Genomic DNA, 21,633 nt, shown 5'->3' with positions numbered 1-21,633 from the left:
TTATCGCAAAATCGACCGTAACTGTTTGACAGACAAGGGCTTGGCCAGCCAGGCTGGGTTTAGACACGCAAAATTGTGCGCATTTGGGAGTATTCACATGCCAACCGTCAGCCCGTATTCCAACGCCAGCCAGGCCTATTACCAGCAGTTGTTGCAGCAGCAACAGCAACAAGTGGCCCGCGCGCCGGCCAGCAACGACAACGACACCAACAGCACCAACAGCGTAACCGCCGCCGCAGCCGCACGCGCCACCGATATCGCGGCGCAGAGCGCCACGCCCGCCACCACGGCGGTGCAGAACGCGGCCAATGGCGATGGCGCCAATGCCGTCACCGGCGCCAACAACGCTTATAGCGTGTACAACAACGGCGGCAGTGTGCCACCGGGGTTTCAGACTGGCAGCGTGCTCAACACCACGGCGTAATCGTCAGTCCGAAGGCAGCTCGGCAAACTGCGGCAAATTGTCGGTGATCTGATACCACGGCGCTTTCCAGGCCACATAGATGTGGTGATCGGGCTGGCGACTGGGGTTATCCATCAACGAGCCCAGCCGCACATGCACGTATTCGCGATTGCGCACCAACGCAAACAGCGGCGAATGGCAACGCGCACACAAGGCGTCATAGCCTTCGTCCGATTCATCCTGGCGCAAGACTTCGGCCGCACCTTGGGTGATCTGTAATTTATCGACCCGGATTCCGCCAAACGTATTGAAGGCAGAACCGCTGCGTTTGCGGCAGCGCGTGCAATGGCAATAGCCCGCGTATTCAAGCGCGTCCTCCACCGTGAAATGCACCGCGCCACACAAGCATTGTCCTGTCAGCTGCATGCTTTGCTCTCCCGTAATTCCATATCGTAAATAGTGCGCAAACTGACGTCGGCGTGCGCGTCGTCATGAAATTGAAACTCCAATGTCATAAATTCGCGGCCGTCATCAGCCCTGCCTGCCGTCATGAAACTCGCCACTCAATTACGCCTTGTCAGTGCTTTCGCCGCCCTCGCCTTGCTGGGCCTGGGCATCTGGTTTGGTACGCTGGTCAATGCGCTGGCGCATGATTTTGATGGCTATCGCCAGGCGCAGCACACGGTGTCCGCCTTGGGCCAGATGCGCGCGGTGATGCTGACCGCGTCACGGCTGGACCCCCTGGCCGCCGATGCCGACAAAACCCTGCAACAAGCCGCACACGACGTCAGCCAGGCCAGCAAAGCGGTGGCTTTGAACGACGTGCAGCAAAAACAGCTGCAAGCCGCGCTAGCCGGGCACTGGGCCAACTTTCTCAACCAGTATCAAAGCGCCGTCAAGATCGCCGGCACCAGTCCGCAAGATGCGCTGGGCATACCCGATCAAGCCTGGCATAACGAACTGGAACCGCTGCTGCAAACGCTCAATGGCATCAGCCAGGCGGCCAGCCAGGCGGGCGAACAGGCCACCGCGGTATTTGATCGTGATATCCGGCGCATGTCGGTGCAGATTCTGGCGCCGCTGGCGCTGACCGCGTTTGTATTGATGGGCAGCTTGTTGTGGTTCTGGCGAGTGCTGCAGCGGCGCTTGCACGCCATGGCGCGGGTCAGCGCGCAATTGCAGCAAGGCGATCTGACCAGCCGTATGCCACGCGGCGAAGATGAAATCGGCCATCTGGGCGGCGCGCTCAACCAGTTTCTGGAGCATCTGACGCGCACGCTGCAACAAGCGCGCGCCGCCGCGGAAACCTCGCGCCAGGACGCCGCCGAAGTGACCACGCTGGCCGACGCCATCCATACTGATTCGGGCCAGCAGACCGCCTTGCTGCAGCAGATGGTGGCGGGCAGCGGCGTGTTGCAACAGACGGCGCAGCAAGTGGGTGATCGGGCGCGGGAAGCCAGCGCCATCGCCGCCCAAACCCAAAGCACGGTGGCCGAGGCCCACGCCGCAGGCAACGCCACGCTGCAACGGCTGGATGCGCTCAACGCCGAATTCGAAGCCACCGATGTCGCCCTGCACGCGCTGACGGACACCATCGCCCAGATTGTCGCCGCCGCCAGCGGCATTGAAGCGATCGCGCAGCAAACCAATCTGCTGGCGCTGAATGCCGCCATCGAAGCAGCCCGCGCGGGTGAGGCGGGTCGCGGCTTTGCCGTAGTGGCCGACGAAGTGCGCAAGTTGTCCAGCATGACCAGCGAATCCACCCAGGACATCCGCCGCATTCTGGATGCCACCCGCGACCGCACCCGCGTTACGCTGGATGCAATGCAGGCTGCGTCGCAACGCGTGCTGGAATGTCGTCATGACGGCAGCACCGTGGCCGGTTTGCTGGCCCGCATCAGCCACGCCGCCGGGCAAGTCAGTAGCGAAATGACCACCATCAGCCACGCCGTCAGCGCGCAGGACGAAGCCAGTACGGCGATGCGTACGCAGCTGGAACGGGTGGATCAAGGTGCGCAGCAAAGCATGCAGGGCACCAGCCGTATGGTGCAGGGCATGCAGCATCTCACCGGCGTTGCGACTGATCTGCAACGCCAACTGGGTACCCTGCGGTTTTAAGCGCCAGCACCGGCGCGCGCGTGGCGACGCCGCTCGATCTGTGCCGCCAGCAAACGCACCAACGGCGGCCCCAGCAACAGCACCGCCAGCAAACGCGCCATCTGCATCGTCATCACAAACTGCACGTCGATAGAGGTGGACGCCGCGATAATCGCCGCGGTATCGGCACCGCCCGGACTGGTGGCCAGATACGCCGTCAGCGGATCGACCCCGTCAAACCACACCAGCAACATGCCCAGCCCGCCGCACGCGGCAATCAGCGCCAGCGAACTGGCCAATACGCGCGGCAACGCGCGCGCCACATGGCGCAGCAGCGGCAAGGTAAAGCGCAGGCCGATGCGCCAGCCAATCGCGGCATACAGCAAGGCAATCAGCCACGGTGGCATCGCCAGATGCACCCAGCCCGTTTGCGACAAGGCTGCGCCCAGTATCAGTGGCAGCAGCAAGGCACCCACGCGCCAGCGCAGCCCATGCGCCAGCACGATGCCGACCACGGCAACCGCCAGCGTCTGCGCCAGCGCCAGCCACGACACGGGCGCCCACCAGTCGCCGCCCGCCAATCCATGCGAGGCGTTCAAACCCAGGCTATGCGCGATCAGCGAAGCAATCAACGCCACCAGCAGCACCCGCACATATTGCATAAACGCCACCATCTGCACGTCGGCGCCATAGGCCTCGGCCATCAAGGTCATCGCCGTGGCGGCGCCGGGGCTTAGACCCCATAAGGCTGTGGTGCCGGGCAGGATATCGAGCCGGCTAAGCGCCCAACCCAACGCCGCACTGATGCCAATCACCGCCAGCACGCCCAGCACAAACAACAGCCAGTGCGCGGCCAGCGCAGTGGTGGCGGACCAGCCCGGCAACATGTGCGCGATCATGCAGCCCAGCAGCGCCTGTGACAGCGCGCCCACCGCAGCAGGCACCTGCAGCTTTGCGCCGGCTACGCTGATGATGATGCCCGCCACCAATGGCCCCAACAGCAAGGCAGCGGGCAGTTGCAGCAGCAGCAATCCCCCCGCCAGCAGCATGGATAGCAGCACCAGCGCCAGCCATTGCACCGCGCGCGGGCGGCCGGCAAAGCCGCTGGCAATGGCGTGATCGGATGAGGTAGGCATGCAGGCTCCGGATTTGTGAGGATTTCCTCGTAAACGTGGGCATCGTGGCATAAAGCCGCAGCCAATACCACCGGCTATCAGCGCGCCCGCCTGCGCGCGCCACACTGTCTACGCTGATGACAGCCCATATCGCCAGCGGGAGCCCACCATGCCTGATCTCGACCCTGTTACGGACGCCCCCGCCCTGCCGCCGCCCGCGCGCCATCTGATGCTGTTTTGCGACGGCACCAACAACACGCTGACCGCGCATCATGGCGACACCAATGTGCTGCAACTGTATGAACGCTTTGCCACGGCCCAAGCCGACAACCCGGCCTATCTGCTGTATTACGACCCCGGCATCGGTTCGCTGAGCGGCGCACCCCCGGTGGATTTGACGGGCTGGCTGCGCGACACCTGCAATCGCACCTTGCAACTGGCCTTGGGCAAAGACATCTACGCCAACATCGCCGACGGTTATCGTTTTTTGATGCAGCACTGGCAACCGGGTGATCAGATTTATTGCTTTGGCTTTTCCCGCGGTGCGTTTACCGCGCGCGCCATTGCGGGCATGGTCAATCTGTTTGGCGTATTGCGCGCGCAACACGATGTGATGTTGCCGACGCTGCTGAACATTTATTTCTCCGCCCCGGGCGCAGCGCCCAATGCGCCCCATCCCGCAGGCGGCGAGCGCGGCATGATTACCGGCCTGGTGCAGAAATGGCGCCTGCGTCAGGCCGAGCGGCGCGGCAAGTTTGCAGCGCGGCTTACCGGCGTTGCCGCCGCCGCACGCCAGGAAGAGCCCCCCACGCGCGAGTCGCTGGCGCGCCAGGTGCGTGACCACTTCACCACGCGTGAAAGCCGCGATGCGTGGATCGAATTCATCGGCGTGTGGGATACGGTGGAATCCGTGGGCGCGATTCCGTTTCTGGCACAAAAAAACCCCAGCCCACCCACCGTGCTGGGCAAACGCTTTCGGCACGTGCGGCATGCGCTATCGCTGGATGAGCATCGCTTTACCTTTCTGCCACGGCTATACGACGAGCCCGGCGATATCACGACGCCCGAGCACACTTTGCGCCAACGCTGGTTTCCGGGCGTGCATTGCGATGTGGGCGGCAGCTATGCGCTGCCCGAGGCCGGCTTGTCTGATTACACCCTCGCCTGGATGATCGAAGAGCTGGCCGCCTGCGGTATGCCCACGCCCGCGCGCCGTGCACGCCCGCCTGCCGCGTGGCTGCGCCATGACACCCTGTTCACCACCGCATGGTGGGGGCTGGCGGGCATGACGCCGCGCAATATGCAACCGCGCACCACGCAAGGCGTGCCGATTGAGGTCATCCCGCAACCGCTGCCGCTCGGCGCGGAAATCCATAGCATCTGGGAACACCGCCGCTCACGCGCCAAGCTGATCATCGCGGCGGTACTGGCTTTGCTGTTGCTGTACGTAACCGGCGGCACGCCGTATCGCCCCGGCAGCGAAGGCGTATTTGGCAGCTGGACGCCGTTGTTATTACCCTGCGCCGACCCCGTCCGCTGGCTGGCGCAAAGCGCCACCTGGCATTGGCTAGGACAACCGCTGCTCCTGCTGTGCATCGCCTATTTGCTGGCGCGGCTGAGCACGCGCGGCTTTACCCTGTGGTTGGGACTGCGCCAGCCCGGCGACGGCGGATACGCGATGTGGCAATGGCTGGGCTGGTTGCCCGCCGCCACCGCCCTCGCCGCCGTGGCCGAAATCCCGCTAACCGCATTAGCCGCGCATGTACCAACGCAAGGCTGGGATTATCTATGGCTGGCGCTATCCGTGATTGCAGGCGGCATCAAGAGCGTGTGCCTGCTGGCCAGCATCGGTTTATATGGCGCGGGCAGCCTGTTGCCCGCGCGTTGGTTGCACCCCAACGCGCCGACGCGCCCCACGGCCACCGCCTGAACGCTGCGGCGGTCTTCGGCACGCCGCGCCTTGTTGCTATTGTGCCGGCACGCCATTGCGCCATTCGGACCAGCGCGTGGTGATGTCCTGCACCAGGGGATTGCCAGCGCGATACAGATTATCGATGGCCGGGACAAAGCCCCCTTGTTTGGCGTAATCCAGCAGGTTTTCTGCCGCAGACTGGCCCGGATAAGGACGGTCAAAGTCCGAGCCCGTACGCACCGCCGCCACGCGGTTCAGGTCGACGCGGCCGGTGCTGGCGGCGCGCTTCAAGGCCTCGTAGGTGGCATTGTCTTCCTGCTGCGTGGTGCAATAAGTGCCTTTGCCATCGGTCATCTGTTTGGTCCACACGCGGGCGCGCTCGCCAATCAACTTGCCCGACCACCAGGTATCGCCCGCCAGCGTATCGCACTGGATCACCTTGGGTGGCTGGTTGGCGGGGGCTTCGGGAAACTTGCTGCGCGCCGCTTGCGCCTCGGCGCTATCGGCCAGTTTGACGTTGCGCGACAACGTATAAGCGCGTTCGGCCAGCGCGGCATTCAAGGTAAATGTCTCGGTGCGATAGTCCAGCGGCGGCTTTTCGGACGGCGAATGCGTGTTGATGCCCAACATGCCGCTGGGCCAGTCTTCCGGTTTCTCGCGCGCATCGATTTCCCATTGCATGCCGAAATCGACCAGATATTTAGCCCAGGCCGCCGAGCCCAGCGTGCCTTGCGCGGGGTCGATGCCGGCAATGCCCGCAATCAGAAAGTAAGTGCGACGCAGATCAAACTGGTCCGAGAACGTCAATGCCATCAACGACGCCGCCGCGTTGGTGTGGCCCATGCCGGTGGTCATCACACACACTTGCTGCGCGTTGCAATGCACCTCGGGGTAATCGGGCGACAAGCCCGGCACCGCCACCGCGCGCCATGGGCCCAGATGGTCCAGCCACACTTTGCCTTCCGGCCCGAACATCGAAATGATCATCACCTTGACCGGCTGCGCCAGCGTGCTGTGCTGCGCGCTCGGCATTGCGGCCTGGGCGGCCAACGGCACGGTTAACGACAAAAAACCCGCGAGCAAGGTTTGACGAAGAGCTTGGGTAAGACGGCGGTTTGGCATGTTGAAGGCTGAGCGCAGTGAATGATGCTGGCATTTAAGCCGTGAAACCGCGCCCTGCCAACTACGATATCGCGGCGCTCGTCCATTCTGCCTGGGCCTGCCGCCGCATCGCACGGTTACGCCGACCGCGCGCCGCCAGCAAACCCACTACACCCACACCCAGCAGCGCCCACGTTTCTGGCTCCGGGACGGGCAACAAGCGGATGTCGATATAGTCACCGGCCTGCGTGGTGCCGCCCCAACCAATGCCCATATAACCCGGGTCGCGGTTGAACAGAATCCAGTCTTTGCCCGCGTCGACCAGGTTGGTGGTCACGCTGATGTCGTTGTAATAGCCCAAGCCCCACAACACGATAAAGGGATATTGCTGATCAGCCACCGGCCAGTCATGCGCGTCGCCGAGAAAACGAATAACGATGTCGTTTTGCTGTACATCAAAAGAAAACCGCGCCACGCCATCAAAGGTGGTCACCGCAGGAATATCGACGGCGGGGTCGCTGGAGACAAAGGTTTCTTGCCACGACGGATTCGGCGCCGGCACATGGCAGCAATTAATAAAGTGCTCGAAGAAAGTAAAGCTGATCTGCCGTGGCACCTGCCCGGCCATCGCCCGCGTGCTGACCATTAACAACGACAACCACAGCAGCCGTACCAGCCAATGTGTGCATCTGCTCATGACCTTTACTCCTGACGAATTCAAACACTATTGCTTACTTTAACTGTCTGCAACCGTCGTATCGGAGAAAGTACAATTCAGGCTGCCGTGCGGTGCAGCAAATGCGGGGATGCGTCAGGCAGTGGGCACACGTTGCGTGCTGAGGAATTGGTCGGCCTGCAGCAGACATTCGCGGACATGGCCGTAATCCAGCAACGACAGTGCCTGCTGCAACGTCAGCCATTGCCAAGCGCCATGCTCCTCCGATAACACCGGATTGCCACGGCCGGTGACATCACCCACAAACACGTGTTCTTCCACTTGCTGCGGCCCCGGCCCGTAGTGCGCGCGCCATTGCGGTTTGATCGCAAACGCGTGGGCATAGCCAGTCGGCCATACTTCGTCCAGCGCGTAACCGGTTTCCTCGCGCACCTCACGCAAGGCCGCATCGGCAAACTGCTCGCCGTGTTCCAACGCGCCAGAAACGCCTTGATGGAACGCGGGCAAATCCAGCTCCGGCCGCGGTTTGCGATGCAAAATCAGATATTGCAATTGCTGCTCGTGCTGGCAGACCAGAAAGACATGGACAGATAAGGGGCGGCGCATAAAGGCTCGTTGGGTGGGTCCGGATGGCGACTATGCCACAGGCATTGCGCCAGCACCGCCTGCTAAACGCCACGTGGCGCGCGGGCCAGTGGAACGCAGACAGTGGGCCGCGCTATGCTAATGGCATCTGACCAGCAAGCCGCCGGAACCGCCCATGCACCCCAGCAAAGTAAATCGCAGCCGTCTGCAAACACTGACTGATCTGCCCAACGTCGGCCCGGCGGTCGCCGCAGATTTGCGTTTGCTGGGCATCGACAAGCCTGAGCAACTGCGCGGCCGCGATCCGTACGCGTTGTACGACGAACTGTGCGCGGCCACGGCCACGCGCCATGACCCATGCATGATCGATACGTTTATCTCGGTGACCCGCTTTATGGATGGCGCGGAACCGCAGGCTTGGTGGGCGTATACGGCGGAGCGCAAGCAGCGTTATGCGGTGTAGCCATCAAGCGACGGTGATGCGATAGCCGCCCCGCTCGGGCTCAATCTGGATGCTGACATCCAGAAATTTCTCGATCACTTGCGCGTTAGTGGTCAGATGGCTGGATGCATGCGTGGTCGTCACCGTGCCGCCGCGCGCCAGCGCCAGCGGCAATAACAACTGGTCGGCCAGATATTCGCCCACTGCGGCGTCCTGGCGCAGATAGCCCAAAGCTTCTTGCGCCACGCGGTCGGCCACGCGTTCAGCGGCGATGCCTTTTTCGCCGAAGCCGGTAAATAGCTCGGTGACATTTTCGTGCTGTACGCGCACCAGCACCGCATTGCCTGGCCCCATCCGATCTGACAACTCGCGGTGTGCAGCCGTCACCTCGGGCAAGCGCGCACGTAGGCATTCCACCTCGCGCAGCGCAACGCTCACCGGCACGCCCGCCACCATGGCCACGGCATTGAGGGCGACGTGCGCGCCACGCGTCGACAAGTCGAGCGGCTGCAAAGCAGGCACCGGCTGCGTGTGCGCCACCACCTCGCCGCCACCGGCCGGATAAAACCCATGCCGCACCAACTCGATCTGCGTCTGCACGCCCATGCGCTGCAGTAGCGGCAGCCATGCATCAATCAGAAAATCTGCGGGCGGCGCTTTAGGGTTATGCGTGCCGCCGCTCACGCAAATGCGTGCAGGCGCATCGGCAAACCACAAGGCCGGCAGCACCGTCTGCAGCACCAGCGTGCAACTGCCCGCGCTACCGATGGCAAAGCGATAATCGCCGCCGCGTATCGGGCCAGGCGCAAACGTCAGCGCTTGCGATCCGGGCGTGGCCCCTTCCACCGTCGCCCCACAAATCGCCGCGGCCGCCTGCACTGCGGTGAGATGCTGGCGCAACAAGCCCGGCTTCTGCCGTCCTGCCCGGATTTTGCTGATGCGGATCGGCGTGCCGGTCAGCATCGATAAAGTGAGCGCGGTACGCAGAATCTGCCCACCGCCTTCGCCCACGGAGCCATCCAGCTCCAGATATTCAGTTTTTGTTGTTGTCATTGGCTTTGCTTTTGTATGTTGCCCCGCCTTGGCAAGCGCCTATGGCCGGGGCGATCGGATCTGATAAAACGTTAATCATGGCCTCCGGGCAAGCTGTAGCAAGGCAGCCTTGCCCACCGCGTTTATCCTTTGACGCACACCACTTGCCGCAATGTGTGCACGACTTCCACCAGACTGTTCTGGGCTTGCATCACCGCGTCGATATCCTTGTACGCCATCGGAATTTCATCGATCACATCGCTATCCTTGCGGCATTCAACGTGTTGCGTGGCTTTGATCTGGTCGTCCACGGTAAAGCGACGTCTGGCTTCGTTACGGCTCATGGTGCGACCTGCGCCATGGCTGCACGAGCAGAACGCCTCTTCGTTACCCAGCCCGCGCACGATAAAACTTTTGGCGCCCATCGAACCCGGAATGATGCCCAACTGCCCTTTTTGCGCCGACACCGCGCCTTTACGCGTGACCAGAATTTCGGCGCCGAAGTGCTTTTCTTTCTGCACATAGTTGTGGTGGCAATTTACCGCTTCCATGCTGGCGTCAAACGGCTTGGTAATCACGGTGCGCGCCGCGTCGATCACGTTCTGCATCATCACGGCGCGGTTACGGCGTGCGTAGTCCTGCGCCCAACCGACGGCCTCGACGTAATCATCAAAGTGCTCGCTGCCTTCTTCGAAATACGCCAGGTCCTTATCCGGCAGATTGGCGATGTGCTGACGCATATCGGCCTGCGCCAGTTCGATAAACAAGTTGCCGATGGCGTTACCTACCCCGCGCGACCCGCTATGCAACATGAACCACACGCGGTCCGCCTCATCCAGGCATACCTCAATAAAGTGGTTACCCGTACCCAAGGTGCCTAGATGCTTGTAGTTGTTGGTGTTTTTAAGGCGCGGATATTTATCGGTAATACGCTTGAAACCGGGCAACAAATCGGCCCACATGCTATCGACGGTTTCGGGCGGCGTGGACCACGCGCCTTTATCGCGCGCGCCCGGCGTACGTCCGTGCGGCACCGCTTTTTCGATGGCGCTACGCAACCCCGCCAGGTTATCGGGCAGGTCTTTGGCCGTCAGCGTGGTGCACGCCGCCATCATTCCGCAGCCGATATCCACGCCCACCGCCGCCGGGATGATCGCGCCCTGGGTGGGAATAACGCTACCGATGGTCGAACCCTTACCCAGATGGACATCCGGCATCACTGCAATGTGATCAAAAATAAACGGCATTTTTGAGGTCTGGAACAGCTGCTTTTGCGCGGCGTCTTCCACCGGCACGCCGTTGGTCCACAGTTTGATGGGCTTACCGCCGCTGACTTGCAGCACTTGATAATCGTTGGTGCTCATTGTTATCTCTCGTTTTAATGTGGCCTTTGCTGGCCCCCGGCCCCGCCGTCCAGTTTAACGACGGGGCCATTTAAATGATGTTTATGGATGGTTAAAAAACGGTGCGATGACAAAGACGTTGAAACAGAAAAGCACTGAGCTATCTTGCGCATCTATCAGTCGATGCACTCAGCAGGACTTGAACCTGCGCCTCCCGCGTTGCCGCGAGCGCTCTACCCGATGTAGTTCCAACCGCATTCACCGCAAAACCCGGTCAAAAGGATCGGCGACAAAATGAACGAAACGTTGGCGTGTTCTACCGTTGAACTACGGCCCCACAGTGCTGGAGCCGACGGGATTTGAACCCGTATCTCGATCGTTAGAGGATGTAGTTCCGTTCGCATTCGCCGAAAAACCTGGCCACGCCGCAAGCAGCGCGGATAAAACAGTGGCACGACAAAACAAGCGAGTCAGCGCGCACCGCAGTGCGGGCTGGATTACCTTCCAGCAAGGTTCGGAGATGTAGACCCGTCTTACATTCGTGCCGGATTACTCAACTTCAGGCGTCCCCGGCCAGGCGGGTCCGCTTGATCGCGTTGACCCAGTGCCCGGCACCAAAACTGCCCGCCGCAAACTGCGCCACCACATCAAACACCGCGTCGCCAAAGCCTCCCACATTCAGGATGTCCGGGCTTTCTTGCGCTTGCGTCGTCCCGTACGGTTGCATATCGATGCAGATCAAGCGCGCTTGCGGATTGCGGTGTTTAATCTGCTGCCACTGTTGCAGGGTCTCGGTGGCGCCATGACGGCGCGCATCAATCCACGATTCGTTATCCGACACCAGGATGACGGTATCGACCACGGCCTTTTCTTTAACCAACTGCGCCAGCGGAGCCGAACAACGCGTTCCGCCGCCGCCGATTGCGGCCAGTTTTTCGGCATTGGTCAGCACGCTATCGCGGGCATTCAGCCGCACTTGCACCACCTTGGTTTCAAATGGCAAAACACGTGCTTGCGGGCACTGGCGCAGCACCGCCGCTGCCATCAAGGCGGCGACATCAATGCAACGTACCGCCGTGGTCGCGCCGGGCCGCCAACCGGTGACCGGGCTCGACATCGATCCCGAAACATCCGGACACACCACCACATGGCCTTGCAGCGCGGGCACATTGCGCAACGCGATTTCCAGCGCATCCTGCAAAGCGTTTTTGATTTGCGCCGGAATCTCACCCCCGGTCATACGCCATGCGGCCAGCAACTGATAGGGATAAACCCGCGCCGCCGCGACGAGTTCCGGGTCCGCCAGGCGCGCCGCAACCATGTCGATCATGCCGGGCTGCACAAAGACGCCCTGCCGTGCCAGCGTGTTCAGATTCATGCGCAACGCTTGCCAGCCCATACGTTCGGCCAGTCGCCCCCATTGCGCGCTATTCAGGGCCGAGCTGGTCAATAACTGGAACGGCACGTTCGGCATCTCCAGCGCGGTATCGGCGCGAAAGGCCAGCAATTGCTGGGTCAGCGGTGGCAGCGCCGCGCGATTACAAGATTGGCCCAATACCCAGGCAAAAAACGCCTCGCGCCAGGCTTCTTGCGGCTTGGGGTGGACCATCTTGATGACGTCCGCCAGCGAGGGCGCGCTGCCGATGCTTGCGCTTAACAATTGCGCTTCGGTGGCACGGTTCAGCCACGCCTGCACTGCCTTCTTGGGACGCGAGCCCAACGACTTACGCCCGGTGGCCCCGCTGCGCATGATCTGCACAAAGTTGCGCAACATCTTGCCGTTATCGATGACCTGATCGAACACCTGCGCAAACAGCGCCGCGTCTTTGCGTGAAAGCACCGCCAGCAGTAGCGCGGGCATGTCTTTCATGTGGCCACGCTGACGACCATATATGGCAGCTTGTGCGATAAAACGCGCATCCAGTCCAGCACACAACGTCAGCACGTCCGCCAGTTGCAATTCGGCCTGTGCATAGAAGGTCTGGTTCAGGCAACCGGTCATCACCAACTGCGCCAGTTTGTGTTCTGGCTTATAGGCATAAGCCGCGGCGTTGCTCCGGTTGAGCGTATTGGTCTGCGGCAGGCTGGCAGTCAGCGCGTTGAACAATTGCAGGTTGGCCATTTCAGTACTCACAGCGATTTCGTTTTGATGCCAGCTACTTTGCAATCGGCGTGCCAAGGCCTGACCACCTCCCGATAAATTAATTTATATCATTGTTTTTTAATGGATTAATATTGGAAACCTCACCACTCATTGCACCCAATCTGGCCAGTCGCTCGGTGATTTATATATACTTTGAGCTAGTTTTTTATCTTTCTGGATAAACCCTATGCGCAAGACCGTCGTCATTGGCTTTATCGGCACCGTGCTCGACCATGTCGGGCGCGGTAGTCAGCGCTGGGAGAAATGGCGGCCGACCATCAGCCTGGGTCAGCAAGAAGATCTGATCGTGCACCGGCTGGAATTACTGCATGACGAGCGCAGCCGCGGGCTGGCCGAGCGCACCTGCAACGATTTACATAGCGTTTCGCCCGAAACCGAAACCCGTCGCGTAGAAATCAACCTGCGTAATCCCTGGGATTTTGAGGAGGTGTACAGCGCGCTGCATGATTTCGCCCACGATTACCCATTTGATACCGAGAACGAGGACTACCTGATCCACATCACCACCGGCACGCACGTGGCGCAAATTTGCTGGTTTCTGCTGGCCGAAGCGCGTTATTTGCCGGGCCGGTTAATCCAGACATCGCCGCCGCGCAAAGCCGAAACCGGCAATGCCGCGGGTAGCTACACCATCATCGATCTGGATTTGTCGCGCTATAACAAGATTGCGCAGCGTTTCAAGCGCGATGCGGCCGAGACGGTGTCGTTTTTAAAGTCCGGCATTGCCACGCGCAATGCGCATTTCAATCGGGTGATCGAGCAGATCGAGCATGTTGCCGGGCGCTCCAAAGCGCCGATCTTGATGGTGGGGCCGACAGGCGCGGGCAAATCGTTTCTGGCGCGCAAAGTGTATGAATTAAAAAAAGCGCGCCATCAAATCAGCGGCCGTTTTGTGGAAGTTAATTGCGCCACCTTGCGCGGCGATAGTGCGATGTCGGCTTTATTTGGCCACGTTAAAGGCGCTTTTACCGGCGCGCAAACCGAACGCCCAGGCTTGCTGCGGGCAGCCGATGGCGGCTTGTTGTTTCTCGATGAGATCGGCGAATTGGGCCTGGATGAGCAAGCGATGTTACTCAAGGCCATTGAAGAAAAACGCTTCTTTCCGTTTGGTGGTGATCGCGAAGTTGAAAGCGATTTTCAGTTGATTGCGGGCACGCATCGAGATTTGCGCCGCTGGGTGGCCGAAGGCAAATTCCGCGAGGATTTATATGCGCGGATTAATTTGTGGACTTATGAATTGCCCGGTCTGGCCGGTCGCTCCGAAGACATCGAACCTAACCTCGATTTCGAACTGGCGCGCTTTGCGCGGGAGCACGGCGAGCAAGTGCGCTTTAACGTGGAAGCGCGTCGCCGCTATCTGGATTTTGCCACCTCCGCCCAGGCGCGCTGGTCTGGCAATTTCCGCGAGCTGAGCGCATCGGTAACGCGTATGGCCACATTGGCCGATGCGGGCCGGATTGATGAGCAGAATGTGGCGCAGGAAATTGCGCGGCTGCAGCATGGCTGGGGCAGCGCGGCCGGCGCTTCCGAGCTCGATGATTTGCTCGGTGAACGCAGCGCACAGCTGGACCTGTTTGACCGTGCGCAGCTGGAAGCTGTGGTGCGCGTGTGTCGCCGGGCCAGCAGTTTGTCCGAGGCGGGCCGCATGCTGTTTGCCGTATCGCGCGAAGGCAAAAAGCAGCCCAACGATGCTGATCGCCTGCGCAAGTATCTGGCGCGTTTTGAGCTGGCATGGGCGGATTTGCGGGACTGAACGCAGCCCGCCCTGCCTGCTGCGCTTACGCCGCAATCGTGCGGATGGTCCAGAAATCCGAAGACAAACTGGTGTCGACCATATAGGCATACGGCATCTTGCCGTAGCCCTGCAGCCCCCAGGCATCGCCCCAGGAATTGCGGAACCAGAAAGTGGAATCGGCATCGTCATAACCCACCAGCAACACGCAATGACCGCCGATGACGGTTTCGCTGCTGGTGGGCATGGGCACCACGCCGTCCTTGGCGACGGCGTCACTCTCAAAGCTCTCGTACACGGTAAAGCCGACCACCACCGGGTAGCCTTCGGCCAGGCAGCCTTTAATTTGCGCCAAGGTTTGTTGCACGCGCTGGTATTGCACGGCTTTGTATTTGAGGGCGTCGGTGTAGCACTTGGCGGATGGTTTGTCGGCAAATTTGCTGACCACATAGGGCCATTCGGTTTCCGGGCAATCGCCCTGCTTGGCCACGCTCTTGATGCCATCGCGGATTTGCGCGCCGTTGTCGGACGCCACGGAATGCTCGATCACGCGTTCGTTGTAATAGATAAACAAGCGCGACGGCACAAAGTCGTTGCTGGCGCCCTGCTTTTTGCGATCGAACTGGATGGCTCCGGCGATGCCATTGGCGGTGCAACTGCCTAGCTGGCCCTGGTCGTACACCGGCGGGCACTGGCCGCGCAAATCGATGCTGGCGGGCAACGCGGTCAGATGCGACGGCGGCGCCGCGTAAAAGTGGTCTCGATGATCGGGTAAATCGGGAATCCAACCGTAGCGGGCGGTTTTTAGCATGGAGGCTGTCCTTGGTAATGAGCGGAAATAACCAGAAAAAACGGAAGCGCACCTGCGGCTGACGGATAGGTTTTTTGTGCGGGCGTCTGTATAGGAATTAGCACATGCGGCGGCGGCTTGCTGCACTGCACCGGCAGGAATCTGTATCGGGTGAGGCGTGCCACAGACCTGCGACGCGCTACCTCGCGGGGCCGCTGGATAGAAGCACGATTGATAAACACAGGCCGGGAAACGCGTGCGGGCCCTGTCCTGGCTTCAAGAAAGGGCCCGCCATGTTGCTATTAAATTAGCCGGCGTAATAGCCCGGCTGGTCCAGATCGCTGAGCAGAGCCGGCCCGGTGGGACTCCAGCCCAGCACCTGACGCGTGTGCGCAGCGCTGGCCGCCATGTCCATGCCGGCGAAGTCGGCGAACCAACCAAAGTGCTCACGTTCGCGCGATTCGACCGGCAGGCCCAACTGGCGACCAATCACTTCGGCGATAGCCTTGAACGGTACCGACTCGTCGGCCACCGCGTGGTAGGCCGCCTCGGTCACGCCGCTTTCCAGCGCCAGGCGGTAAACCTGGGCGGCGTCGGTGCGATGCACGCCAGCCCAGCGATTCTGCCCGTCGCCGATATAAGCCGAAACGCCTTTTTCTCGCGCCAGCTTGATCAGGATCGGCACAAAACCGTGGTCGCCCAGACCGTGCACACTGGGGGCCAGCCGCACTGTGGCGGCGCGGACTCCACTGGCCGCCAGAGCGCGCGCGGCGGCTTCGGATTTGCGCGCGAAATTGGCGTCGGGCACATCGGTTTCGAGTGCCAACCGGCCCGGCGCCAATCGCGCCAGGCCCGACGTGACCAGCAACGGTTTTTGAGTCCCCAGCAGCGCGCTGCCGAGGGCCTCGATGGCGATACGGTCTTGCTCGACGTTTTGCAAGAATTTCGAGAAATCGTGGTTAAACGCGGTATGCACCACCGCGTCGGCGGCGCTGGCGCCCTGGCGCAAGATATCCAGATCATCCAGCGTGCCTTGCAGCACGTGCGCGCCTTTGGCGGAGAGCGCGGCAGCCTTGTCGGCGCTGCGCACCAGGCCAGTCACTGCGTGGCCCGCTTGCAGCAAATCTTCTACGACGGTGTGGCCGACCCAGCCGGTCGCGCCCGTTACGAATACATGCATGGTGTTGCTCCGTGTGAGGGGATGTTATTTGGTGTTTTCAGGAAGCGATGAACGATCAGAAGACGCGTTCAGGCCAGGCGGATGGAGAGCTCAACGTCGTCGCCCAGCAGCATCGACAAATAGCCAGCCGCACGATTGCGCACGTGCGCCAGATAGTCGGGGCTGTAATCGGCGTCATCGGCAATCACCAACGCGCCGGGGCGCAGACGCTGTTCCAGCAAAGCCAGTACCTCGGGGTAGAGCGCTTTCGCGCCATCCAGCAATAGCACATCAATGCGGTCGGGCAGGTTGACGGCCAGCGTTTGCAGCGCATCACCCGCGCGGATTTCCACCAGATCGGCCAGGCTCGCAGCATTGATATTGGCTTGCGCCTGCGCCACTTTGCTCGGCTCGAATTCGGTGGTGATCAGCTTGCCGCCGCCGTTGTCGCGTAATGCCGCAGCCAGGTGCAGCGTGGAAATACCAAATGACGTGCCAAACTCGACGATGGTTTGCGCCCGGCTATGCCGCGCCAACATGTACAGCAACTGGCCGGTTTCGCGCGACACGGCCAGCGGCACTTCCTTGAGCCGCGTATAAAAATCGGTGTACTCGGTTTTGCTGCGCATCAGTCGGGTCAGCAATTCGTCGCTGAGTTCCGCGATGGCAAAGTTCATGGCCATGCCGCTGGCATCCGCCTGGTCATACAGCTTTTTAAGCAGTGGCGCGACGGGCGCGCTAAGCAAGGTGTTCATGGAGTGCTCCAGTCAGGGATTGAGTGGCGTGTTACGGTGGAGTTAGAATACGACGAATTATTCGCGTTTTACTATTCGCATTCCCCAAGCCCATGACCGACCGCAAAACCACCCCGCTCAACTCAAGAAAACAGCCAAAACAGGCACGTTCCACCGAACTGGTCGACGCGATTCTCACCGCCGCTATTCAGGTTCTGGCGCGAGAAGGCGCGGCGCGTTTTACCACTGCGCGCGTCGCGGAGAAGGCAGGTGTCAGTGTCGGATCGGTCTATCAATACTTTCCGAACAAGGCGGCGATCCTGTTCCGGCTGCAGAGCGATGAGTGGCAACAGACCACCGAAATGCTGCGCTCAATATTGCAAAATCCGGCCCAAGCGCCGTTGCAGCGTGTGCGCACGCTGGTGCATGCGTTTATCAAATCAGAATGTGATGAAGCGGAAATGCGTGTGGCGCTGAGCGATAGCGCCCCGCTCTACCGCGACGCGCCCGAGACCCAAGCGGTGCGGGCCAGCGGCGAAGATATTGTGCTGACGTTTATGCGCGAGGCGTTGCCGGATGGCTCGGACAGCACTCGGGCGTTGGCGGGAGATTTGCTGAATACGACCTTGAGCGCGGTCGGCAAGGCGTTTTCCAGCAGCCCACGCACGCAGGCGGAGATTGTGGCGTATGCGGATGCGATGGCGGATATGTTTGTGGCGTATCTGGTCAGACTGGGTTGCCGCCAGACGGATTGAGGTCGTTCACGTGCTGCTTAAGCCCGGAGCGGCAAGGCGGCAACCATAAAAACGGGCAAGCGCGGCGGCAAAGGCCGCGCTTGCCCGGGTTGCAGCCAGCGCTTATTGCTTGGCGTTTTCGTACAGGAAGTCGAGCACCAGCTTTTGCTCGTCCTTGTTTAGCCCCGCGCGCGGAAACATGCTTTGCGTGATGCCGAGCCATTGCTTCTGGTTAAACTGAGCCGGATCGCGCGGACCGTGACACACGGTGCAGCGTTGGTAAAAGATCTTTTCGCCGGGCGACATATCGGCAGTGGCTTTTTGCCGCAAGGCCCACGAGCGTTCCAACCCATAAAATTTGGGGTCGAACTTGACCTTTCTGCGAATGATGGCGGGCGGCTCAAAGGCTTGGGTGGGGCCTTCGGGATCCAGACATTTGCGCAGCGACGCCAGGCAGGTGTCGGCTACGGTGGCCTGGCTTAATCCACTGGCTGGGCGGCTGTTGGTAATAAAGTTGATCAAGCCGTTATTGCAGCGCCCTTTGCGATCGAGTTGTGGCCATGCGCCTTCCTGAATGCTGACCACGCCAGGCATGATCTTGTCGGAAAGCCGCGCGCCCACCACGATCGTGCCGCGCTCGTTATACAGTTCAACAATATCGCCATCCTCAATGCCGCGCGCCTGCGCATCTTGCCGGTTGATCACCAAGGGCTCGCGGCCTTGCACGGTGTAAAGCTTGCGCAGTGGCTCGGCGTTATCCATTTGCGAATGCACGCGATAAAACGGATGCGGGCTAACCACATGCAATTGGCCGGGTTTGGCATTGCCGAGATATTCTTCCGGTTCCAGAAATTTGGGCATCGGCGGGCAATCTGCGAGGCCCATTTTGTCGATGGCGGCGCAATACATTTCGACCTTACCGGACGCCGTATGCAGCGGGTGTTTGACCGGGTCGGTACGAAAATCGCCGTGTCTAACCCAACGTTGCGCTTCCGGCGGCACCTTCATCAGCGCCACGCCATCGGCCCAGAATTTTTCGAACGGCGTGGTGGCTGCGGCCGAGCTCCCGGCATAGGCCAGCTTGACGTAATCCATCTGGGTTTTGCCTTCGGTAAAGCCCATCTCCACGCCGCACAGGACGGCCAGGCGCCGAAAGATTTCGAAGTCATCCAGCGTATCGCCCACGGGCGCGATCACCTGCTTCATCGCAAAAATCTTGTCGATGCTATAGGTGCCACCCGAGGAAATATCATTACGCTCCAGCGGCGTGGTAGACGGCAGCACAATATCGGCCCAACGCGCGGACGCGCACCACCAGCAATCCTGCACCACGATGGTATCGACCTTGGGCAATGCCTTGATCAGCTCGTGCAGGTTCTGCTGATGCGACATAAAGTTGTTGCCGGCATTAAAGATCATTTTGGTCAGCGGATAGGTGTAATGGCTGCCGTTATAGGTAAATGCCTTGCCCGGGTTATTGATCATCTCGGTAATGCGCGATGCCGGACAAATCTTCTTCACCGCATTACGCCCTTGCGATATCCCCAGCGGACCCGTTGCACCCGATTGCGCGGTACCGCCGCCGCCGTAATGCCAGCTAAAGCCAACGCCTTGGCCCGGCAAGCCGATGCTGCCCAACATGCACGCGAAATTGATAATGGCCCAATACGGCATCTCGCCATGATGGGCGCGTTGAATAGACCAGGAGCCTGCAAACTGAGTGCGTTTTGATGCAAACAGATGCGCCATTTCACGGATTTTTTCGGCGGGAATCCCGGTGATTTTCGCGGCCCATTCCGCGGTCTTGGCGGGCGTGCCGTCAGCGTCTTTACCCACCAGATAGGCAAGGAAGCGATCAAAACCGACAGTGTATTTTTCGATAAACGCTTTATTGTATTTACCGGTGATATACAGCTCGTAGCTCATCGCCAGAAACAAGGCGGTATCGGTATTTGGAATAATGCGGACCCACTCCGAACCCATCTTGTCGTCAGTGGTGGTGAATTGCGGATTGATCGAAATAAATTTAACACCGGCTTTTTTGATTTCATCCCAGTGGTCAAACATTTCATGATCCGCAGTGGTGTATTCAATGCGGTTATTCTTGTTGGGGTCACAGCCAACAAAAACAAATACTTCGGTATTATCACGCACTTGTTGCCAGGCCGTTTGCGCGGAATAGATTTCCATATCGCCAATTACATACGGCATGGCAATTTGTGCGGCGCCGCCTGAATAGTCGCCGGTGGTAATGGAACACCCGCCTAACAGATTAAAGAACCGGCCCTGCAATACATTGGCGCGGAAAATACCGCCGTGTGACCAACCATCATAAGAACTGCTAAAGACGGCCTCATTGCCATGTTTTTCAATCGTATCGAGGATCGCTTTGGCGGTCAGGCCCAAAGCCACTTCCCAGGAAACCTGCACAAATTCTTCGCGGCCACGCAGCTCAGTTTTGCGGTCGCCGCTAATGCCTTCCAGATAAGACTTGCGCACCATGGGCCCCGCGATGCGGGTTTTGTCATAGGTGCGGGCCAGAATGCCCATGGTGAGCATTTCGGTGGGGCGCGCATCAAAGCGCGTGGGATCTATCTTTTCGATTCTGCCGTTTTTGACCGTTGCCACAAACGGGCCGTAATGTGAAGCGTGCATCACCTTGCCCGTGAAGTGAGCCATGCTGTTCTGAAGCTGGCCCCCCATGGCTTTGGCCAATGCACTTGAGACCGGCCCCAGGCTGAACAAACCCGCCGCCCCGGTCGCCCCTGCTGCAGTTAGAAAATGCCTTCTGGAGATCGTCATGCTGTGCGCCCTCTACGTGAAGAAGGACCTGAATATCCGTGCACGACCTCACAAATCCATTGATGTGGCGCAAGTTGGCTAGCGCTTTGCGAATTTTCTCTATTGCGTACGCTGTTTCCGCAACGGCGTTAATATCAGAATATCCGGTCAAATCAAAAGCCCGGCCTGCCGTATTAAATACGCAGCGCCGGGCTGGCTTTTGCCAATTTATTTCTGCGCCAGAATCCACTTCACCAGCGTTTTCAGATCAGCATCCGAGACCTGCGGATTTGGTGGCATCGGCATGGGGCCAAAGCTGCCCGAGCCACCATTTTTAACTTTGGCGATCAATAAAGCTTCGGCTTTTTTATTGCCTTTGTATTTGGCGGCCACTTCCTTGTACGACGGGCCGACAATTTTTTGATCGACACTGTGACAGGCAAGGCAGTTATTCGCCTTGGCGATTTCCGCCGGCGTGGCGGCGAAACTGTAGCTCGTCAAAAACAACGACGCTGCCGAAACCAATGTAAATGCGTTTTTGAACATGATGTATATCCTCAAATAAAAAAACATCTGAAAAATTGTTGTTCGTGTTAATGCCTGGCATTTTCCAAATTGGCTGTCTCTATTTGCCGCAGCGCCCATGACCGATCAAGGCCGTAGAATCTGGCGTCGAATTTGACGGCTTTGCGGGTAATTTTCCGTGGCTCGAACGCCTGAGGTGGACCGTCGGCGTTCTCGCATATACGCAACGATGCCAGACAGGTATCTGCTACAGCGGCCTGACTCAATCCAATGCCTGGACGGCCAGTGGTAGCGGAATTGACCCAACT

The 21,633-nt window shown here is 60.0% G+C and carries 19 protein-coding genes and 1 pseudogene; 6 read left to right on the top strand and 14 right to left on the bottom strand.

Translation table 11 applies throughout. The annotated features are described in order from the left end of the window. Positions 1 to 97: 97 nt before the first annotated feature. Positions 98 to 424 (top strand): hypothetical protein, encoded by a 327-nt coding sequence (locus tag WG78_RS03460; protein ID WP_053936388.1) that lies wholly within the window; start codon positions 98 to 100, stop codon positions 422 to 424. A 3-nt stretch (positions 425 to 427) separates the two neighbouring features. Here the strand turns inward: WG78_RS03460 and WG78_RS03455 are convergent, their stop codons facing one another. Next, positions 428 to 829 (bottom strand): GFA family protein, encoded by a 402-nt coding sequence (locus WG78_RS03455; RefSeq protein ID WP_053936387.1) that lies wholly within the window; start codon positions 827 to 829, stop codon positions 428 to 430. Between the two features lie 123 nt (positions 830 to 952). Here WG78_RS03455 and WG78_RS03450 point away from each other — a divergent pair, with 123 nt between their 5' ends. Further along, on the top strand, positions 953 to 2,521 hold the full coding sequence (locus tag WG78_RS03450) for a methyl-accepting chemotaxis protein (RefSeq protein WP_083458747.1): 1,569 nt from the start codon (positions 953 to 955) through the stop codon (positions 2,519 to 2,521). Here WG78_RS03450 and WG78_RS03445 read toward each other — a convergent pair. After that, on the bottom strand, positions 2,518 to 3,636 hold the full coding sequence (locus WG78_RS03445) for an AbrB family transcriptional regulator (RefSeq protein ID WP_053936385.1): 1,119 nt from the start codon (positions 3,634 to 3,636) through the stop codon (positions 2,518 to 2,520). The two genes, WG78_RS03450 and WG78_RS03445, sit on opposite strands and share 4 nt — an antisense overlap. Positions 3,637 to 3,784: 148 nt before the next feature. Here WG78_RS03445 and WG78_RS03440 point away from each other — a divergent pair, with 148 nt between their 5' ends. Further along, the gene (locus WG78_RS03440; RefSeq protein WP_053936384.1) at positions 3,785 to 5,545 is read left to right on the top strand and encodes a T6SS phospholipase effector Tle1-like catalytic domain-containing protein; all 1,761 of its coding nucleotides are present in this window, start codon (positions 3,785 to 3,787) and stop codon (positions 5,543 to 5,545) included. Between the two features lie 36 nt (positions 5,546 to 5,581). Here the strand turns inward: WG78_RS03440 and WG78_RS03435 are convergent, their stop codons facing one another. From WG78_RS03435 to WG78_RS03425, 3 genes are all read right to left on the bottom strand, one after another. After that, positions 5,582 to 6,595, bottom strand: a complete 1,014-nt coding sequence (locus WG78_RS03435; protein WP_201782352.1) for a purine-nucleoside phosphorylase — start codon at positions 6,593 to 6,595, stop codon at positions 5,582 to 5,584. 115 nt (positions 6,596 to 6,710) lie between these two features. Continuing rightward, a complete protein-coding gene (locus tag WG78_RS03430; protein ID WP_083458746.1) occupies positions 6,711 to 7,325 on the bottom strand; it encodes a PEP-CTERM sorting domain-containing protein in 615 nt (204 codons plus the stop codon). Positions 7,326 to 7,439: 114 nt separating this feature from the next. Then, complete coding sequence (locus tag WG78_RS03425) at positions 7,440 to 7,910, bottom strand: NUDIX hydrolase (protein WP_053936381.1); 471 nt, start codon at positions 7,908 to 7,910, stop codon at positions 7,440 to 7,442. Between the two features lie 154 nt (positions 7,911 to 8,064). Here WG78_RS03425 and WG78_RS03420 point away from each other — a divergent pair, with 154 nt between their 5' ends. After that, entirely contained in the window at positions 8,065 to 8,352 is a 288-nt protein-coding gene (locus tag WG78_RS03420; RefSeq protein WP_053936380.1) for a helix-hairpin-helix domain-containing protein, read from the top strand. Positions 8,353 to 8,355: 3 nt separating this feature from the next. Here WG78_RS03420 and rtcA read toward each other — a convergent pair whose 3' ends face one another. The 3 genes from rtcA to WG78_RS03405 form a co-directional block, all read right to left on the bottom strand. Next, positions 8,356 to 9,384, bottom strand: coding sequence for an RNA 3'-terminal phosphate cyclase (gene rtcA, locus WG78_RS03415; RefSeq protein ID WP_053936379.1), 1,029 nt, complete (start codon positions 9,382 to 9,384; stop codon positions 8,356 to 8,358). Positions 9,385 to 9,506: 122 nt separating this feature from the next. Then, complete coding sequence (locus WG78_RS03410) at positions 9,507 to 10,727, bottom strand: RtcB family protein (protein ID WP_053936378.1); 1,221 nt, start codon at positions 10,725 to 10,727, stop codon at positions 9,507 to 9,509. A 538-nt stretch (positions 10,728 to 11,265) separates the two neighbouring features. Beyond that, positions 11,266 to 12,828 (bottom strand): vWA domain-containing protein, encoded by a 1,563-nt coding sequence (locus WG78_RS03405; RefSeq protein WP_053936377.1) that lies wholly within the window; start codon positions 12,826 to 12,828, stop codon positions 11,266 to 11,268. Between the two features lie 208 nt (positions 12,829 to 13,036). On the opposite strand from WG78_RS03405, the gene rtcR reads away from it, so the two are divergent. Then, a complete protein-coding gene (gene rtcR, locus WG78_RS03400) occupies positions 13,037 to 14,623 on the top strand; it encodes an RNA repair transcriptional activator RtcR (protein ID WP_053936376.1) in 1,587 nt (528 codons plus the stop codon). Between the two features lie 25 nt (positions 14,624 to 14,648). Here rtcR and WG78_RS03395 read toward each other — a convergent pair whose 3' ends face one another. The 3 genes from WG78_RS03395 to WG78_RS03385 all read right to left on the bottom strand — a co-directional run bounded on the left by WG78_RS03395 (position 14,649) and on the right by WG78_RS03385 (position 17,306). After that, a complete protein-coding gene (locus WG78_RS03395; RefSeq protein ID WP_053936375.1) occupies positions 14,649 to 15,413 on the bottom strand; it encodes a C1 family peptidase in 765 nt (254 codons plus the stop codon). A 286-nt stretch (positions 15,414 to 15,699) separates the two neighbouring features. Beyond that, positions 15,700 to 16,572, bottom strand: coding sequence for an SDR family oxidoreductase (locus WG78_RS03390; protein ID WP_053936374.1), 873 nt, complete (start codon positions 16,570 to 16,572; stop codon positions 15,700 to 15,702). A 68-nt stretch (positions 16,573 to 16,640) separates the two neighbouring features. Beyond that, positions 16,641 to 17,306 (bottom strand): O-methyltransferase, encoded by a 666-nt coding sequence (locus tag WG78_RS03385; protein ID WP_053936373.1) that lies wholly within the window; start codon positions 17,304 to 17,306, stop codon positions 16,641 to 16,643. 92 nt (positions 17,307 to 17,398) lie between these two features. On the opposite strand from WG78_RS03385, the gene WG78_RS03380 reads away from it, so the two are divergent. Continuing rightward, positions 17,399 to 18,040: a TetR/AcrR family transcriptional regulator gene (locus tag WG78_RS03380; RefSeq protein ID WP_053936372.1), complete on the top strand. Its 642-nt coding sequence runs from the start codon at positions 17,399 to 17,401 to the stop codon at positions 18,038 to 18,040. A 102-nt stretch (positions 18,041 to 18,142) separates the two neighbouring features. On the opposite strand, the gene WG78_RS03375 is transcribed toward WG78_RS03380, so the two are convergent. The 3 genes and pseudogenes from WG78_RS03375 to WG78_RS03370 all read right to left on the bottom strand — a co-directional run bounded on the left by WG78_RS03375 (position 18,143) and on the right by WG78_RS03370 (position 21,346). Next, a complete protein-coding gene (locus WG78_RS03375; protein WP_236691971.1) occupies positions 18,143 to 20,698 on the bottom strand; it encodes a molybdopterin-dependent oxidoreductase in 2,556 nt (851 codons plus the stop codon). 72 nt (positions 20,699 to 20,770) lie between these two features. Further along, positions 20,771 to 20,821 (bottom strand): annotated as a pseudogene (locus WG78_RS23350) (twin-arginine translocation signal domain-containing protein); the annotation flags it as partial. 207 nt (positions 20,822 to 21,028) lie between these two features. After that, positions 21,029 to 21,346: a c-type cytochrome gene (locus WG78_RS03370; protein ID WP_053936370.1), complete on the bottom strand. Its 318-nt coding sequence runs from the start codon at positions 21,344 to 21,346 to the stop codon at positions 21,029 to 21,031. Positions 21,347 to 21,633: the final 287 nt, after the last annotated feature.

It is taken from the genome of Amantichitinum ursilacus (genome assembly GCF_001294205.1).
Taxonomy (GTDB): Bacteria; Pseudomonadota; Gammaproteobacteria; order Burkholderiales; family Chitinibacteraceae; genus Amantichitinum; species Amantichitinum ursilacus.
This window is presented reverse-complemented; position numbering and strand designations above follow the sequence as displayed.

Coding starts and splice junctions, on each gene's coding strand:
- WG78_RS03460 (WP_053936388.1), top strand. CDS start 98: ATGCCAACCGTCAGCCCGTATTCCAACGCCAGCCAGGCCTATTACCAG.
- WG78_RS03455 (WP_053936387.1), bottom strand. CDS start 829: ATGCAGCTGACAGGACAATGCTTGTGTGGCGCGGTGCATTTCACGGTG.
- WG78_RS03450 (WP_083458747.1), top strand. CDS start 953: ATGAAACTCGCCACTCAATTACGCCTTGTCAGTGCTTTCGCCGCCCTC.
- WG78_RS03445 (WP_053936385.1), bottom strand. CDS start 3,636: ATGCCTACCTCATCCGATCACGCCATTGCCAGCGGCTTTGCCGGCCGC.
- WG78_RS03440 (WP_053936384.1), top strand. CDS start 3,785: ATGCCTGATCTCGACCCTGTTACGGACGCCCCCGCCCTGCCGCCGCCC.
- WG78_RS03430 (WP_083458746.1), bottom strand. CDS start 7,325: ATGAGCAGATGCACACATTGGCTGGTACGGCTGCTGTGGTTGTCGTTG.
- WG78_RS03425 (WP_053936381.1), bottom strand. CDS start 7,910: ATGCGCCGCCCCTTATCTGTCCATGTCTTTCTGGTCTGCCAGCACGAG.
- WG78_RS03420 (WP_053936380.1), top strand. CDS start 8,065: ATGCACCCCAGCAAAGTAAATCGCAGCCGTCTGCAAACACTGACTGAT.
- rtcA (WP_053936379.1), bottom strand. CDS start 9,384: ATGACAACAACAAAAACTGAATATCTGGAGCTGGATGGCTCCGTGGGC.
- WG78_RS03410 (WP_053936378.1), bottom strand. CDS start 10,727: ATGAGCACCAACGATTATCAAGTGCTGCAAGTCAGCGGCGGTAAGCCC.
- WG78_RS03405 (WP_053936377.1), bottom strand. CDS start 12,828: ATGGCCAACCTGCAATTGTTCAACGCGCTGACTGCCAGCCTGCCGCAG.
- rtcR (WP_053936376.1), top strand. CDS start 13,037: ATGCGCAAGACCGTCGTCATTGGCTTTATCGGCACCGTGCTCGACCAT.
- WG78_RS03395 (WP_053936375.1), bottom strand. CDS start 15,413: ATGCTAAAAACCGCCCGCTACGGTTGGATTCCCGATTTACCCGATCAT.
- WG78_RS03390 (WP_053936374.1), bottom strand. CDS start 16,572: ATGCATGTATTCGTAACGGGCGCGACCGGCTGGGTCGGCCACACCGTC.
- WG78_RS03385 (WP_053936373.1), bottom strand. CDS start 17,306: ATGAACACCTTGCTTAGCGCGCCCGTCGCGCCACTGCTTAAAAAGCTG.
- WG78_RS03380 (WP_053936372.1), top strand. CDS start 17,399: ATGACCGACCGCAAAACCACCCCGCTCAACTCAAGAAAACAGCCAAAA.
- WG78_RS03375 (WP_236691971.1), bottom strand. CDS start 20,698: ATGGCTCACTTCACGGGCAAGGTGATGCACGCTTCACATTACGGCCCG.
- WG78_RS03370 (WP_053936370.1), bottom strand. CDS start 21,346: ATGTTCAAAAACGCATTTACATTGGTTTCGGCAGCGTCGTTGTTTTTG.